Origin of the sequence: Shewanella sedimentimangrovi (assembly GCF_017354965.1) — a bacterium.
GTDB classification, from domain to species: Bacteria; Pseudomonadota; Gammaproteobacteria; order Enterobacterales; family Shewanellaceae; genus Shewanella; species Shewanella cyperi.
Genome location: NZ_CP071502.1, coordinates 1,534,728 through 1,549,996, shown reverse-complemented (window position 1 = coordinate 1,549,996; position 15,269 = coordinate 1,534,728). Strand labels below are relative to the sequence as shown.

General features: G+C 54.9%; 12 protein-coding genes. 7 read left to right on the top strand and 5 right to left on the bottom strand.

Annotated features, from left to right (window positions below):
• Positions 1–27 precede the first annotated feature (27 nt).
• On the top strand, positions 28–882 hold the full coding sequence (folD, locus tag JYB85_RS06520; protein WP_207381545.1) for a bifunctional methylenetetrahydrofolate dehydrogenase/methenyltetrahydrofolate cyclohydrolase FolD: 855 nt from the start codon (positions 28–30) through the stop codon (positions 880–882).
• A 94-nt stretch (positions 883–976) separates the two neighbouring features.
• Here the strand turns inward: folD and cysS are convergent, their stop codons facing one another.
• Positions 977–2,356, bottom strand: coding sequence for a cysteine--tRNA ligase (gene cysS, locus JYB85_RS06515; protein ID WP_207322566.1), 1,380 nt, complete (start codon positions 2,354–2,356; stop codon positions 977–979).
• 141 nt (positions 2,357–2,497) lie between these two features.
• Between cysS and JYB85_RS06510 the strand changes: the two genes are divergently transcribed.
• On the top strand, positions 2,498–2,992 hold the full coding sequence (locus tag JYB85_RS06510) for a peptidylprolyl isomerase (RefSeq protein ID WP_207381544.1): 495 nt from the start codon (positions 2,498–2,500) through the stop codon (positions 2,990–2,992).
• Positions 2,993–3,002: 10 nt separating this feature from the next.
• On the top strand, positions 3,003–3,713 hold the full coding sequence (locus tag JYB85_RS06505; protein WP_207381543.1) for a UDP-2,3-diacylglucosamine diphosphatase: 711 nt from the start codon (positions 3,003–3,005) through the stop codon (positions 3,711–3,713).
• Between the two features lie 75 nt (positions 3,714–3,788).
• Here JYB85_RS06505 and miaE read toward each other — a convergent pair whose 3' ends face one another.
• Positions 3,789–4,574 (bottom strand): tRNA isopentenyl-2-thiomethyl-A-37 hydroxylase MiaE, encoded by a 786-nt coding sequence (gene miaE / locus JYB85_RS06500; RefSeq protein ID WP_207381542.1) that lies wholly within the window; start codon positions 4,572–4,574, stop codon positions 3,789–3,791.
• Between the two features lie 181 nt (positions 4,575–4,755).
• Here miaE and JYB85_RS06495 point away from each other — a divergent pair, with 181 nt between their 5' ends.
• On the top strand, positions 4,756–5,352 hold the full coding sequence (locus JYB85_RS06495) for a Yip1 family protein (protein ID WP_207381541.1): 597 nt from the start codon (positions 4,756–4,758) through the stop codon (positions 5,350–5,352).
• Positions 5,353–5,499: 147 nt separating this feature from the next.
• On the opposite strand, the gene glnS is transcribed toward JYB85_RS06495, so the two are convergent.
• The 3 genes from glnS to JYB85_RS06480 form a co-directional block, all read right to left on the bottom strand.
• Positions 5,500–7,170, bottom strand: coding sequence for a glutamine--tRNA ligase (gene glnS, locus JYB85_RS06490; protein WP_207381540.1), 1,671 nt, complete (start codon positions 7,168–7,170; stop codon positions 5,500–5,502).
• 167 nt (positions 7,171–7,337) lie between these two features.
• Positions 7,338–9,632 (bottom strand): Fe(2+) transporter permease subunit FeoB, encoded by a 2,295-nt coding sequence (gene feoB, locus JYB85_RS06485; protein ID WP_207381539.1) that lies wholly within the window; start codon positions 9,630–9,632, stop codon positions 7,338–7,340.
• Positions 9,625–9,879: a FeoA family protein gene (locus tag JYB85_RS06480; RefSeq protein WP_207322559.1), complete on the bottom strand. Its 255-nt coding sequence runs from the start codon at positions 9,877–9,879 to the stop codon at positions 9,625–9,627. Before JYB85_RS06480 ends, feoB begins: the two co-directional genes overlap by 8 nt.
• 378 nt (positions 9,880–10,257) lie before the next feature.
• Between JYB85_RS06480 and JYB85_RS06475 the strand changes: the two genes are divergently transcribed.
• Genes JYB85_RS06475 through JYB85_RS06465 form a run of 3 tightly spaced genes read left to right on the top strand, consistent with a single transcriptional unit; the run spans position 10,258 to position 15,249 of the window.
• The gene (locus JYB85_RS06475) at positions 10,258–11,214 is read left to right on the top strand and encodes a DmsE family decaheme c-type cytochrome (protein ID WP_207381538.1); all 957 of its coding nucleotides are present in this window, start codon (positions 10,258–10,260) and stop codon (positions 11,212–11,214) included.
• A 12-nt stretch (positions 11,215–11,226) separates the two neighbouring features.
• Positions 11,227–13,302: an MtrB/PioB family decaheme-associated outer membrane protein gene (locus tag JYB85_RS06470; RefSeq protein WP_207381537.1), complete on the top strand. Its 2,076-nt coding sequence runs from the start codon at positions 11,227–11,229 to the stop codon at positions 13,300–13,302.
• A gap of 30 nt (positions 13,303–13,332) precedes the next feature.
• The gene (locus JYB85_RS06465) at positions 13,333–15,249 is read left to right on the top strand and encodes an OmcA/MtrC family decaheme c-type cytochrome (RefSeq protein WP_207381536.1); all 1,917 of its coding nucleotides are present in this window, start codon (positions 13,333–13,335) and stop codon (positions 15,247–15,249) included.
• Positions 15,250–15,269: the final 20 nt, after the last annotated feature.

Sequence of the window (15,269 nt, the reverse complement as noted above, 5' to 3'; positions counted from 1 at the left end):
GTGCCATATAAAGGAAACCCTACACCCATGACAGCCCAAATTATCGATGGTAAAGCGATTGCCCAATCCATCCGCCGCACGCTGAGCGAAAAAGTCCAGGCCCGCAAAGAGGCCGGCCAGCGTGTTCCCGGGCTTGCGGTTATTCTGGTCGGCTCGGATCCTGCGTCCCAGGTCTATGTCGGCAGCAAACGCAAGGCCTGTGAAGAAGTGGGATTTATCTCCCGCTCCTACGATTTGCCCACCAGCACCACTGAAGTGGAGCTGCTGGCGCTGATCGACGAGTGCAACAATGACCCCAGCATAGATGGCATCCTGGTGCAGTTGCCCCTGCCGGCGCACATTGATGATTCCAAAGTGATTGAGCGCATCCGTCCCGACAAGGATGTAGATGGCTTCCATCCCTACAACGTGGGCCGACTGGCGCAGCGTATTCCCGTGCTGCGCTCCTGCACCCCCATGGGGATCATGACCCTTATCCGCTCCACCGGCGTCGATACTTATGGTCTGGACGCAGTGGTGGTTGGCGCATCGAATATTGTCGGCCGCCCCATGACGCTGGAGCTGCTGCTGGCCGGCTGTACCACCACCACCTGTCACCGCTTTACCAAGGATCTCGAGTCCAAGGTACGTCAGGCCGATCTGCTGGTGGTTGCAGTGGGCAAGGCCGAGTTTATCCCCGGTGACTGGATCAAACCCGGTGCCATAGTCATAGATGTGGGCATCAACCGCCTGGCCGATGGCCGTCTGGTGGGGGATGTGCAATATGATGTGGCCGCCGAACATGCTTCCTTTATTACCCCGGTTCCCGGTGGTGTGGGTCCCATGACCATCGCCAGCCTGCTGGAAAATACCCTGTACGCAGCGGAAAACTACCACGACTGATGGCTTCTACTGCCAATAAAAAACGCCGGCAATTGCCGGCGTTTTTTATTGGGTCACTCTATTGACTCCCCAGGGGATTGCTTCACCCCGGGGCTTATTTCTTGCGCCAGGTGGTGCCTTCAGGACCATCTTCCAGCACGACGCCAATTTCATTGAGGCGGTTACGGGCAACGTCTGCGGCGGCCCAATCCTTCTCGGCACGGGCACGGTTACGCTCAACGATCAGGGCCTCAATCTCGGCCACTTCATCATCACTGCCTTCACCCTGCAGGAAGGCTTCCGGGCTGGAGGACAAAATGCCCAACACAGATGCCAGCTGCTGCATGGCAACACCCAGGGCCGAGGCTGCGGCCAGGTCTGTTGCCTTGAGACGGTTGATTTCGCGCACCATATCAAACAGCACGGAATAAGCTTCGGGGGTGTTGAAGTCATCGTCCATGGCAGCGGTGAAGCGCTCGACAAACTCGCTGGCTTGTGCGGCTTCCACACTCAAATCCAACCCCTTGAGCGCAGTGTACATACGCTCCAACGAGGCTCTGGCCTGCTTGAGGTTGTCCTCACTGTAGTTCAGCTGGCTGCGATAGTGGCCGGACAGCAGGAAGTATCGCACCGTCTGGGCATCATAGTGCTCCAGTACATCACGAATGGTGAAAAAGTTACCCAGTGACTTGGACATCTTTTCCTTGTCGACCATCACCATGCCGGTGTGCATCCAGTAATTCACATAGGGCGTGTCATGGGCGCAGCAGGACTGGGCGATTTCGTTTTCATGGTGGGGGAACTGCAAATCGCTGCCACCGCCATGAATATCGAAATGCAGACCAAGGTGTTTGCTGTTCATGGCCGAACATTCAATGTGCCAGCCTGGACGACCCGGGCCCCAGGGCGAATCCCAGGTTGGCTCGCCGGGTTTGGACATCTTCCACAGCACAAAATCCATGGGGTTGCGCTTGTTGGGATCCACTTCCACCCGGGCACCGGCCTGCAATTGCTCCAGATCCTGACCGGACAAACGGCCATAGGCAGGATAAGAGGAAACATCGAACAGCACATCGCCATCGGCGGCCACATAGGCGTGGCCCCGCTCCAGCAACAGGGTCACCATCTCGATGATTTCGGCAATATGCAACGTCGCCCTGGGCTCAAAATCGGGGCGCGCCATATTCAGGGCGTCGAAATCCTTGTACATCTCACCGGTCAGGCGCTCGGTCAGGGCATCACAACTCTCGTTGTTTTCAGCAGCGCGCTTGATGATCTTGTCATCCACGTCGGTGATGTTGCGCTGATAATTCACTTCATAGCCGCGATACCTCAGGTATCGCACTATCATGTCGAAGGAAACAAAAGTACGGCCATGGCCGATATGACACAGATCGTAAATGGTCACACCACACACATACATGCCAACCTTACCTGGCTGTATGGGTTTAAATTCCTCTTTTTGGCGGCTGATACTGTTGTATATCTTCAACATCGATGTTCTCTTCTACTGAGCATTTGGGTGTAAAATCAAGCGCCTCAGTCTACCATGGTCGATGCCGCTTGAATACTGCACTTTCAGGCCGGTCGCGGATAAGTTAGAATCCGTCGACGTTTTTAATTGAGTAGCTAAAACATGATCACATTGCACACCAATTTCGGCGATATCCAACTCGAACTGAACCACGAGCAGGCCCCCCTGACTGCGGCCAATTTCGAGCGTTACGCCAGCGAAGGTTTCTACGATGGCACCATTTTCCACCGGGTTATCGATGGGTTCATGATCCAGGGTGGCGGCTTCACCGAAGACATGAATCAGAAGCGCACCAACGAGCCGGTGAAAAACGAGGCCAACAATGGCCTGTCGAACCTGAGCGGTACCATAGCCATGGCCCGCACCTCAGATCCACACTCAGCCACGGCGCAATTCTTCATCAACGTAAATGACAACACCTTCCTGGACTTCAAATCCGAGTCCATGCAGGGCTGGGGTTATTGCGTGTTCGGCAAGGTTGTTGGCGGTATGGACGTAGTGACCAAGATCAAATCCGTCAACACGGGCAACCGTGGTATGCATCAGGACGTGCCGCTGGACGCCGTGATCATCGAAAAAGTCAGCATCCAGGGTTAATCCGCACTCAATGCGCACCCTGTTTATCGGCGATCTGCACTTAAGTGCAGCTCGCCCCGATATCACCCGGGCTTTTCTCGGCTTCCTCGAGCAGGATTTCAGCGATGTTGAGGCCCTGTACATCTTGGGCGATCTGTTTGAGGTCTGGGTTGGAGACGATCTGGCCGAACCCTTCGCGCTGAACATCGCTGCCAGACTCAAACGTCTGAGCGACACTACCCCGCTTTATTTCATCCATGGCAATCGGGACTTTTTGCTCGGCAAGGCCTTTGCCAACGCGTCCGGCATGCAACTGCTTGATGAAGTCCATGTGACCGAGCTTTATGGCGTGAGAACCGTGCTGCTCCATGGTGACAGCCTCTGCACCCTGGACAAGGCCTATCAAAGATTCCGCCGTTTCCGCAACCTGAGCGTCGCCAAATGGCTCTACGGCCTGCTGCCCCAATCACGCCGACTTAAGATTGCCGCGGCCATTCGCGCCAAGAGCCAACGCAGCAACAGCGAGAAACAGGACTACATCATGGATGTGGAGCCTGGTGCTGTAGAGGTGCTATTGGATGCCACGGGTGCCAAACAAATGATCCACGGTCATACCCACAGACCCGCAATTCATGCACTCGGTGAGCGCAAGCGCATTGTGGTGGGCGACTGGTACAGCCAAAGCAGCGTACTGACCCTGACGGCAGAGAGTGCCAGCCTGAGCAGCCTACCGTTGGAATAACGCAGAATTTGGAATAACGCAGCATAAGCAATAAAAAGCCGGGCATAGCCCGGCTTTTTATTGCCACTGTTATTGCTAGTGACAACTGACGCCTGTCTCTGCCGGGCTGCCACTGTGGAATCTAAGCTCGGTATCCTCGGACAGGATCAGTTCGGCCTCAAGGGCGGCAAAAAACGCCACCCGCTCACTGATGTCTTCCCCCGCTATAGCTTCCGCCAGAGACAGGTAATCCTGATAATGGCGCGCTTCCGAGCGCAGCAAAGAGACGTAGAAGCGATTGAGCTCCTCATCCATGTAGGGCGCCAACTTGGCAAAGCGCTCGCAGGAGCGGGCTTCGATAAAGGCCCCCACAATCAGCTTATCAACCAGGGTCGCCGGCTCATGGGTGCGTACCTTGGCCATCAGTCCCCGGGCATAGCGACCGGCACTGAGATTTTGGTAATTGATGCCGCGGGCAGCCATGATTTCCAGCACCTGCTCAAAATGATGAAACTCTTCCTTGATTAAGCGCACCATCTTGGCAATGAGATCCTCGCCATGGGCAAATCCGGTTTTGGGTTTCAGTTCCGCGGCCAATTCATTCTTCTTGCCACCGCGGGCCAAAAAGGCCTGTAAATCCCTGTCCCTGTGATAAACAAACTCCTCATAGGGCTTGGCCCAGGCGAGCAGGGTTTCACCACTTGACTTGTCAACGGCATATTTGCGGATAAGGAACATGGCTGTCTGGGCAGCCTTGAGCTCGCAGTTGCAGTGATCCACCAACAGGGCAGACAAATTCGCCGGCTCGCTGGCAAGCGCTATCCAGGCATCGGGGGTCTCACAGCCAAGAAAGGATTTAATGGGGGCAAGTAGATTATCCATGCAATCACTCGGTAAAACAGACTGGCGTTATTCTAACGGCTAATTGACAAGCCCCATAGTCTTTCAGCCGTATCCTCTTGACGACTACCTATTTATGTTCAATAAATAAACACAGAGCTGTAAAAAGTTCGTCTGAAGTTTGGCGAGCATGGAAAATCACTGCTAAACAAGGATAATTATAATGATATTGAATCACTTAATGGGGCTTTACACTCATCCTAAACAAGAGTGGCACACTATAGAGAAAAACCATGAGGCACTGAAAAGCAGCATGAGCCATCTGCTGCTTATTGCGCTCATCCCTGCTGTTTGCAGTTATATCGCAACTGCGCATATTGGTTGGAACCCAGGCGCAGGAGAGCCGCTGTTTCTGACCAGCCAGAGTGCCTTGTACATGTCAGTGGGTATGTACTTTGGCCTGATTGCGGGCGTTTTTGGCCTCGCCTACCTGGCCTACTGGATGGGCAAAACCTTTGATGCCAAACCCGATTTTACCCAGGCACTTGAACTGGCGACTTATACCGCCACTCCCCTGTTTATGGTGGGCTTTGCCGCCCTCTATCCGGTACTCTGGTTTATCATGGTCGTGGGCCTTATCGGCCTGACTTACTCCGTGTACCTGCTCTATACCGGGGTTCCCATCATAATGAACATTCCGGAAGAAAAAGGCTTTATCTATGCCAGTTCAGTGGTAACCAGTGGCCTGGTACTTCTGGTGGCCCTGATGGCAAGCAGTGTCATCCTGTGGAGCATGGGTTTTGGCCCCATGCTGCAATAACCCCGGTTAAACTCAAGCAAAAAGCCATCCCTGCGGATGGCTTTTGTTTTTGTCAGAACGCTGAGTGGCTTCAATACCTGAAGCTGTACTTAATAAAAAAGGCGCCGCGGCGCCTTTTTTATCTTGAAGCACTGTTATTCGAAACTTTTATTCAAAAGAGTCGCGCAGTGCCACGGTCAGGTTGAACACCAGGTGACCGGGTGCCGAGTCCTTGCTATCGGCACAGAAGTAACCCTCACGCTCAAACTGATACGCCTGCTCGGCCGGGGCATTGGCCAGAGAGGCCTCTACCATGCCATGAGCCACAGTCAGAGACTCGGGATTCAGCACTTCATCAACTGTGTCAAATGCCGCGGGGTTGGCATCGGTGAACAAACGCTGATACAGACGGAATTCTGCGGGCAGAGCTGTGCTTGCCTCCACCCAATGGATCACGCCTTTCACCTTACGGCCATCGCTGGGGTTCTTGCCAAGGGTTTCTGGATCGTAGCTGCAATAAACGGTAGTGACATTGCCGTCAGCATCCTTGTCGCAACGTTCGGCCTTGATGACATAGGCATTACGCAGACGAACTTCCTTACCCATCACCAGACGCTTGTACTGCTTGTTGGCTTCTTCACGGAAATCCGCCGCGTCAATATACAGTTCGCGACCAAAAGCCAGCTCGCGGTTTCCCATATGCTCATGGTTTGGATGCACAGGTGCATTGAGCTGTTCCAGCTGACCCTCGGGATAGTTTTCAATGACCACCTTAATCGGGTGGATCACCGCCATGGCCCGAGGGGCATTTTCGTTCAGGTCCTCACGGATACAGGCTTCCAGCATGCCCACTTCCACCAGGTTATCCTGCTTGGTGACACCGATACGCTGACAGAATTCGCGGATCGAGGCCGGGGTATAACCACGACGACGCAGGCCGGCTATGGTTGGCATCCGAGGATCATCCCAGCCCTGCACTATGCCACGCACCACCAGGTCATTGAGCTTGCGCTTGGACATCAGGGTATATTCCAGATTCAGGCGCGAAAACTCATATTGACGGGTGCGGTTGGGGGCCTGGAAGTCATTCAGATTATCCAATACCCAGTCGTACAGACGACGGTTATCTTGGAACTCCAGGGTACACAGGGAATGGGTGATATTTTCGATGGCATCCGAGATACAGTGGGTAAAGTCATACATGGGATAGATGCACCACTTGTCACCGGTCTGGTGGTGGTGGGCAAATTTCACCCTGTAGATAACGGGATCGCGCATACACATAAAGGGCGACGCCATATCAATCTTGGCCCGCAATACGCACTCACCTTCCTTGAAACCACCGGTACGCATTTTCTCGAACAGCGCCAGGTTTTCCGCCACAGGGGTATCTCGGTACGGACTGTTGCGCCCCGGCTCTTTCAGCGTGCCACGGTACTCGCGGGTCTCTTCTGCGTTGAGGAAACACACATAGGCCAGGCCCTTGTTTATCAGCTCAACCGCATATTGGTGCAGCTTATCAAAGTAATCAGAGGAATAACGGACATTGCCATCCCACTTGAATCCGAGCCATTGCACGTCAGCCTGAATCGAGTTGACATAATCTATGTCTTCTTTCTCAGGGTTGGTATCGTCAAAACGTAAATTGCACTTGCCCTTGTAGTCCTGGGCTATACCGAAATTCAGGCAGATGGACTTGGCGTGGCCGATATGAAGATAGCCATTGGGCTCAGGCGGAAAACGGGTGTGCACTTCGGTGTGCTTACCGCTGGCCAGATCTTCATCAATGATATTACGTATGAAGTTACTTGGACGAACTTCGTTGTCCACATGACTCATGGATTTCCTCTTTGCGAACAATGGCAATTTTATCAAAACCCGCATGATCCTACAGTTTCAGGGCAGTTACAATGCCTGAAACCGAAAATCTGCGCCATGAAAGCCCCAGGCAAATAAAAAGCGGCCCCGAGGCCGCTCTACTCTTGTCTTGAGTAACTTGTTTTTGGTTACTCGGTGATAATTCTGATCCCCGGAATGATCTGCTGCGTCTTGCGGCCTTTTTGCTTCAGCCAGATAAAGAATCCCAGCAACGCACCGACTATCACAACCAGCCAGGCACCGGATTGCAGCGGATGAGCAGAAAAATTGCCCAGCTGATACACCAGGGTGGCACTGCCGTATGCCAGGGCAAAGGTCCAGGTTCCGGCAAATCCCGCCCAGCCCTTGCCGAACTCATTGACCAGCGCACCCATGGCTGCCACACAGGGGGTATAAAGCAGGATAAACACCAGGTAAGCAAAAGCCGCCAACTGACCGCTAAAACCCGATTGCAGCGCGGCAAAAGTAGAACGTTCAATCCCCTGCTCCTCTGCTGCCACGTTGATATCCGATACCTGCCCCACGGACATGGATAAAGGATCATCCGGTGCAATGCCAAACAAGTTCACCGGAATGGTGGCCAGCGCCTCGTCAAAGGACTCGGACAGAGGTTTCAAATCCGCACCTGAAGCGGCACCGTCACTGTACAGACTGTTGAGTGTTCCCACCACGGCTTCCTTGGCGAACAGCCCGGTAATGATCCCCACTGTCGCCGGCCAGTTATCCTGTTCTATGCCCATGGGAGTAAACAGCGGTGTGACTTTTTTGCTCGCCAGACTCAGCAATGACTGGTCGGTATTTTCATGACCAAAACTGCCATCGACACCTATGGCGTTAATAAAGTTAAGCAGGGTAACCACCATGACTATGGTCTTGCCGGCGCCCAAAATAAAGCTCTTGGTTCGTTTGGTGGTACGGGCCATAACCGCCTTGAACTTGGGCATTTCATAGCTCGGCAACTCCATCACCACGGCACTGCTGGTGCCGGGAAGCAAGGTACTGCGCAGTAATAAGCCGGTGCCTATGGCAGCCAGAATGCCGACCAAATACAACAGGAACACCAAGTCCTGACCGGTTTCCGGGAAAAAGGCCGCGGCAAACAGCGCATAAACCGGCAAGCGGGCGCCGCAGGACATAAAGGGAGCCATCATGCCGGTGACTATCCGTTCCCTTTCACTGCCCAGGGTACGGGTTGCCATAATGGCCGGCACCGAGCAGCCAAACCCCACTATCATGGGTACAAAGGCCTTGCCGGGCAGGCCAATACGACGCATCAGCCCATCGACCACAAAGGCGGCCCTGGCCATATAGCCCGAACCTTCAAGTACAGACAGGGCCAGGAACAGAGCACAAATCACGGGGATGAAAGTCGCCACCGTTTGGATACCCTGCCCCACACCACCGGCCAGCAGGGTAACCACCCAGGATGGGGCACCGATATTCGTCAGCCAGGCACCGAAGTGATCCACAAACAGGGCGCCGGCACTGATGTCAAAAAAGTCGATAAAGGCACTGCCGATGTTGATGGCAAACATGAACATCAAATACATCACCAGCAAAAACACCGGCACACCCGACCAGGGGTGCAATACCCAGTTATCAAGGCGATCGCTCAGGGTCGGCGCTTCGTCATTGGCGACGGCACTGCGATATACGCGCTCAACAAAGTTGAAGCGGGTGGTCGCCACCATGAGCTCAATGTCCATCCCCCGAGCATTCAGGGAATCGCTGCAACGACTGACTTCGGCCTCGAAGTGGCTGTTCTTGCATGCGCCACATCCCAAGCCATTACCCAGCATGGCCAGGGCTCGGCCACGGCTCAGAGCGGCATCTGAATGCAACAAATTGCCAACTGCGGTTTCGATGTCAGTGTCATAATCCAGCACCAGGGGAGCTTCGGACACCTTGCCTTCCAGCAAATCCACCACCTGGGCCTGCACCTTGGCTACATCCGCGGCTTCACGGGCACAGACGGACACCACAGGGCAACCCAGCTCTTTGGCCATTTGCGCCGTATCTATCCTGACACCCCGTTTGATAGCCACGTCAATTTTATTGACCACAACCACCATGGGAATGCCCAGTTCACGTAATTGCACCGTCAGGTACAAATGACGCTCAATATTGGTCGCATCGATGAGATTGATAATGCCATCCATGTGCTGCTCTGCCAGATACTGCTGGGCGATTTGCTCGTCCAGGGAGCAATCGCAGTTTTTGCCGGCAGGCAAGATATCGTAAATACCGGGGAGGTCGGTCAGGTACACATCGGCGCCGTGCAGGCTGAAATGGCCGGTCTTTTTCTCGACCGTGACACCGGCCCAGTTGCCCACCTGCTGATTGGCACCGGTCAATGCATTGAATAAAGTGGACTTACCGGCATTCGGATTGCCTACCGTGACACAATGAAACTGCTTAGTCATTGATATCTCCCGTCTCACAGCGATTAACTTCGATAATGTCTGCCAATTCCTTGCGCATACACAGCTTGCTGCCACGAATATCAAATTCGAGCCCGGACCCCATGGGTGCCCTGCGGATCAGTGTCAACCTGGTATCAGGAGTGATCCCCATGGACAATAATTTGCGTTTCACTGTCTGCGGCAAATCCAGATGACCCACCTGGGATATCACCGCCCGCTCACCTGGACTGAGCTCACTCAATTTCATCGATAATTTACTCTAGTTACAGCACCGACTCAGATTCCGGCATTTTACCCAAAATCCAGAGCAAGTAATCCAACCTGGATCAAATTTCCAACTGGTAACGATAATAGTTTTCACTAACGTTGCCTATTATGGGCCAAAACGGCAGCAGAATAAATGCCGCCAATGCAAGTTTCTCTCATTTGGCCATGGCTCCTGCCCGCCGTCCCTGTGATAGAGATCACAGCCTAAAGTAAATACCTAATTATCAGTAGTTTCGGTCTGGTTTTTAGTTCCCGATTAACAGAAAGTAATAATCATGTTCTACACTGATTTACTAGCCTCAGGCTAAAAACCAATTAAAAAACAAACTCAACCAGAACGCGCCCAGGAAGTATGAGAATGAACATGGAATCCTCTATGACCCGTTGGCTGATTGCCATCGGGCTACTGTTGTTGCCGAGCCTGCACCTGCAGGCTACGCCCTGGCAAGATGTCCCCGCCGCCGAAGTGGAAGCTCAACTCGACAAGAAATTTGCCGACGGAAAGTATTCCCCCAAAGGCGCGGATACTTGCCTGACCTGCCACCGCAAGAGTGCCACCGTGATGGCCATGTTTGATGGTGCCCACGGCAACCTCGACAATCCGAAAAGCCCCATGGCGGATCTCCAATGCGAAGCCTGTCACGGCCCCCTTGGGACCCATAACAAGAAGAACAGCAAGGATCCCATGATCACCTTCGGGCTGAACTCCCCTGTTCCGGCGGAAAAACAAAACAGCATCTGTTTAAGCTGCCATAACGATGAACAGCGCATGGCCTGGCAAGGCAATCACCACGACAATGCCGATGTCCCCTGCGCCAGCTGTCACCAGATCCACGTTGCCAACGATCCCATCCGGGATAAATCCCAGGAAGTGGCCATCTGTACCCAATGTCATACGGAACAAAGGGCGCAGCTGCACCAGCGCTCGGCCCATCCGTTGAAGAATAACCAGATGGTGTGCAGCGATTGCCACAATGCCCATGGCAGCCTGGCGGATTCCAGCCTGAAACAAATGAGCGTCAACGACAACTGTTACAGCTGTCACGCCGAGAAGCGCGGTCCCATGTTGTGGGAACACGCGCCGGTCACGGACAACTGCGTCAACTGCCACAATCCCCACGGCAGCGTTAACGAAGCCATGCTGACCATCAAGGCTCCGCAACTGTGTCAACAGTGCCACGCCTCGGTCGGACATACAGGTAATGCCTACTTCAACGGCCAGCCCAATGCCTTTACCGCAGGCCAAAGTTGCATGAACTGCCATGGACAGATCCATGGTTCCAACCACCCTTCCGGCAACCTGCTGCAGCGCTAAGGAGAGCAGACCATGAGAACAGTATCACTCCCCGTCCTCAGCCTGGTTGCCACCGCAGTTGCCTTCGCCTGCGGTACGGCCCAGGCCGAGGGTTATGGCCTGGCCAATGCCAACCGGGACAAAATCAACAAGAAAGCCTGGGAATGTAAACGTTGTCTTGTCAGTGAAGCCCCCAAGAGCAGCGTGACCCTGGGCGCCAGCTACCAACAGGACGAACCGCATCTGCTCAACAGCACGGGCAATGACGCCGATGGCGCAGCCGCCTATGTCAGCGCGAAAGTGGTCCACAAAACAGGTTCCGGCTATCGCCTGAGCGTCGACGCCGACAAGCTGGGCTACGATGCCGGTCGAGCCGAGATTAATGTCGGCAAACCCGGCAGCTATGGTGTGCGTCTCGCTTATCAGGGACTGGCAAGCTTTGATTCCACGGGAATGAGCCCGTTTGCCGTCCAGGGTGATGAACTGCTGTTGCCAAGCAATTGGCAAACCGGCGCCACCAGCGCCGACATGCCCGGCCTGGCCGATGCCAATGCTGTGTTGTTGGAAAAGAAACGTCAGCGCTTCAGCGTCAATGCCAACGTCGAAGGCGACAAACTCCAGGGCAAGCTCGACTATCGGCATGAGACCCGGGATGGCCATCAGCGTGGCAATGTTAACCTGCTGACCAACAGCGCCATGGTGGCCCGCCCAATCGACGACAGCACCGACAGTGTTGATGCCAGACTCTACATGCAGGGTGAAGGCTGGCTTGCGGGCATGAATGCGCAAATGAGCCAATACCGCAACGATCACACCCGCCTCTATTGGAATAACCCGTTCCAACCGACCTTTGGTGGCGCCATAGCCGGACAGAATGCTGTAGCTCCCGACAACAAGATGGTTCGACTGGCACTGGACTCCCAACTGCATGAAGCCGGACATCAGGTGCTGATGCACGCCGGTTACAGTCGTTTGACTCAGGACGAGGATTTGCTGCCCGCCACCATCAATGGCGCAAGTCCGGTTTTGCCGGTAGCCAGTGCCGATGCCAAGGTGAACATCACCGACATGTCGCTGCGCTATAACGGCCGTATCACCAATGAGTTATCGGTAAGGGCCCGTTACAGCTATCTGGACAGAGATAATCAGACCCAGATAGCGCAGTTCCCCATCATAGTCACCGACAGTCTCGACCGCGGTCTGGCCAATAATGTCGGCTACGACAGAACCCGCCAAAAACTGGATCTCGGCGCCAAGTACAGGTTCAACCGTGATTGGTCTTTGGATACCGGCTATCGCTACGATCACAACAATTACAGCGGACTGAGTCGCGACAGCCTGTTTGAATCCAGCCTCTATGCCACCCTGGCGGTGCGCATCAATGAGGACTGGAAACTCAGACTCAAGGGCGAAGCCGCCGATCGCAACGGCAGTGACTATAACAGCCAAGGCAACGCTTATTTACGTCAAAGCTATTTGGCAGACCGTGAACGCCAGAGAATATCGCTGGAAGCCGATCACCGCTTTGGCGCGCTCGGTGTGCAATTTGCGGTGCGCAGCGGCCGCGAAGACTATGACAACAGCCTGGTCGGTCTGACCGATGTGCACTACACGGGCCTGGCCTTGTCGGCCCAATATCCCCTGTCGGAAAACCTGTCCCTGCACGGTTTTGCCAATCAGGATTGGCGGGACAGCGACCAGGCTGGCAGCACCCTGGGAAGCACGCCCAACTGGAAAGCCGAAATACGGGATCGCAGCACGGCAGCGGGAATGGGGCTCGATTGGGCAGGCCTGATGGACAATCGCCTGGCCCTTGGCCTTGATTACCAATACGCCGACGGCCAAAGCGATACCAATATCGAAATGGGTCTGGAAAGTCCCTACGGCGATTACGACAGCGTGCGCCACACCCTGAAGGGCCATGCCGATTACAGCTTCAGTGAGCGCATGTCGCTGCGGCTGGATTGGCTGTTCGAGTCCTATGAAGACAGAGACTGGAGCAACGATGGCCTGAGCCCAAGCAGCATCCCCAATGTGATATTGCTCGGTGATCTGGGACAGGACTACAGCGCACATTACCTGGGCCTCAGCCTGAGTTATCGCTGGTAACGGCATTCAAAGGGATTAAAGGAACGCATTATGAGCTCTAATTCTTTCATTTCGCGCCACAGGGCAAGCTTACTGCCACTGTTGGCGCTGTGCCTGTCGGCCTGCGGCGGCAGCGACGGTAAAGACGGTGAACCGGGTGCCCCCGCGGGCGATCCGGCCATCAGCATCGACAGCCTGACCATTGACATTCACTCGGTGAAACTGACCGATGGCATTCCCGAGGTCAATTTTTCGGTACACAATCAGGATGATGAGGCCGTAATCGGCATCCCCTCAGCCCGATTTATTGCCGCGCAGCTCTTGCCCCAGGGCTATAGCAACGCCGGTGATGCCAGCCAGTGGCAACATTTTGGGGCCGAGACCTGCGATGCCAATTGCCCGGGCACTTTTACCGATTTCAAAAACGGCAGTTACAGCTATAAATTCAGCACTGTGCTCGACGGCATGAATGGCCAAAGTCTGGTTGCCGGTGCCACCGAGCGCATGATAGTCAAGGTCGGTGGCGACACCCTTGCCGACGGTACTGCTCTGCCGGTGACCAACCAGCATCTGGACTGGACTGTGGCCGGTAATGACCCAGCCTACGGCCGGGAAATTGTCAGTATCGAGGCCTGTAACGGCTGCCATACGGATCTGGCCTTCCACCGGGGCAATTACAACCAGACCCAGACCTGCGTCAGCTGCCATAACCTGACCCGGGTCAGCGAGCCTGCCAACGTATTTGCCCCCATGATCCACACCAAACACCTGGAAGGATTCCCCCGCAGCCTGTCCGACTGCCAGGTATGTCACAAAGACAACGACATGCTGACAGAGCGCGACAATTGGCACACAGTCCCCACCATGGAAGCCTGTGGCAGTTGTCACACGGACATTGACTTCGTAGCCGGTACAGGCCATCCGGCCCAGGCCAACAACAGTAATTGCGTCGCCTGCCACAATGCCGAATGGACGGCGGAAGTCCACAGTGACGCCGACCGGCAAATGGCATTGGCGCAGTTCCAGGCTGAAATCACCTCGGCCAGCATGGACGACAGCGGCACAGTAACAGTAGCGGTCAAGCTCAGCAATCCTCAGACGGGCGAAGTGTTTGGCGCGACCAATACCCTCTCCTTCGTCGGTGACTTGCGTATCTATGCCAACTGGGGCCTGAGTGTTGACTACACCAACCGCAGTGCCCGCAACATCCGTCTGCACGAGGTGGAGCCCATCTCCGGCAGTAATGGCAGTTTCACTTACCAGATAACCGGTCTCACCATACTGCCAGGCACCGAAGTGGATCTGGGTACCCTGGCCATTCAGGGGCGCATCTGTGCCGACGGCGCCTCACTTACCGCCTGCGGCGATAACGTGGATGCACTGCCAATCAAGGCCAGCCATGTGAGCTTCAGCAACACAGCACTGAGTGCCAAGGGACGCCGCACCATAGTCGCCAACGACAGCTGCGGCAATTGCCACGGCGATCAGCAATTGACCATTCACGGTGCCCGTAACGATCTGGAAGGCCAGTGCCAGTTGTGTCACAACCACAATCGCACCGCCGATGCCACTGCCGCCAACCCAAGCCATACCAGCGTGGATTTCAAGCAGCTTATCCATGCGCTGCACGGCGGCAAGTTTGAAGGCTTCGAAGAACTGCATTTCCCAAGTGAACTGGGCAATTGCGCCACCTGCCACGTCAATAACGACAGCGGCGTCCTGAGCATTGCACTGCCGCTGGCAAAAGAAGTGCAGCCACTGGCCCTGAGCGATGGCAGCTTTACCAGTGCCACTGCCGCAATTTGCAGTAATTGCCACGAGGATGAACAGACCCGTAACCACATGATCCAACAAGGCGCCGCCTTTGCCGCCAGCCTGGCTGATGCCACCGCCGGCACCGAAAGTTGCGCCACCTGCCATGGGCAGGGCGGACCGGTAGATGTACTCAAGGTACACCCGATCCGCTGACAGCGGGGCCCGCCTGGCGG

Excerpts from the sequence above, each read along its gene's own strand:
- folD (WP_207381545.1), top strand. The coding sequence starts at position 28 with ATGACAGCCCAAATTATCGATGGTAAAGCGATTGCCCAATCCATCCGC.
- cysS (WP_207322566.1), bottom strand. The coding sequence starts at position 2,356 with ATGTTGAAGATATACAACAGTATCAGCCGCCAAAAAGAGGAATTTAAA.
- JYB85_RS06510 (WP_207381544.1), top strand. The coding sequence starts at position 2,498 with ATGATCACATTGCACACCAATTTCGGCGATATCCAACTCGAACTGAAC.
- JYB85_RS06505 (WP_207381543.1), top strand. The coding sequence starts at position 3,003 with ATGCGCACCCTGTTTATCGGCGATCTGCACTTAAGTGCAGCTCGCCCC.
- miaE (WP_207381542.1), bottom strand. The coding sequence starts at position 4,574 with ATGGATAATCTACTTGCCCCCATTAAATCCTTTCTTGGCTGTGAGACC.
- JYB85_RS06495 (WP_207381541.1), top strand. The coding sequence starts at position 4,756 with ATGATATTGAATCACTTAATGGGGCTTTACACTCATCCTAAACAAGAG.
- glnS (WP_207381540.1), bottom strand. The coding sequence starts at position 7,170 with ATGAGTCATGTGGACAACGAAGTTCGTCCAAGTAACTTCATACGTAAT.
- feoB (WP_207381539.1), bottom strand. The coding sequence starts at position 9,632 with ATGACTAAGCAGTTTCATTGTGTCACGGTAGGCAATCCGAATGCCGGT.
- JYB85_RS06480 (WP_207322559.1), bottom strand. The coding sequence starts at position 9,879 with ATGAAATTGAGTGAGCTCAGTCCAGGTGAGCGGGCGGTGATATCCCAG.
- JYB85_RS06475 (WP_207381538.1), top strand. The coding sequence starts at position 10,258 with ATGAACATGGAATCCTCTATGACCCGTTGGCTGATTGCCATCGGGCTA.
- JYB85_RS06470 (WP_207381537.1), top strand. The coding sequence starts at position 11,227 with ATGAGAACAGTATCACTCCCCGTCCTCAGCCTGGTTGCCACCGCAGTT.
- JYB85_RS06465 (WP_207381536.1), top strand. The coding sequence starts at position 13,333 with ATGAGCTCTAATTCTTTCATTTCGCGCCACAGGGCAAGCTTACTGCCA.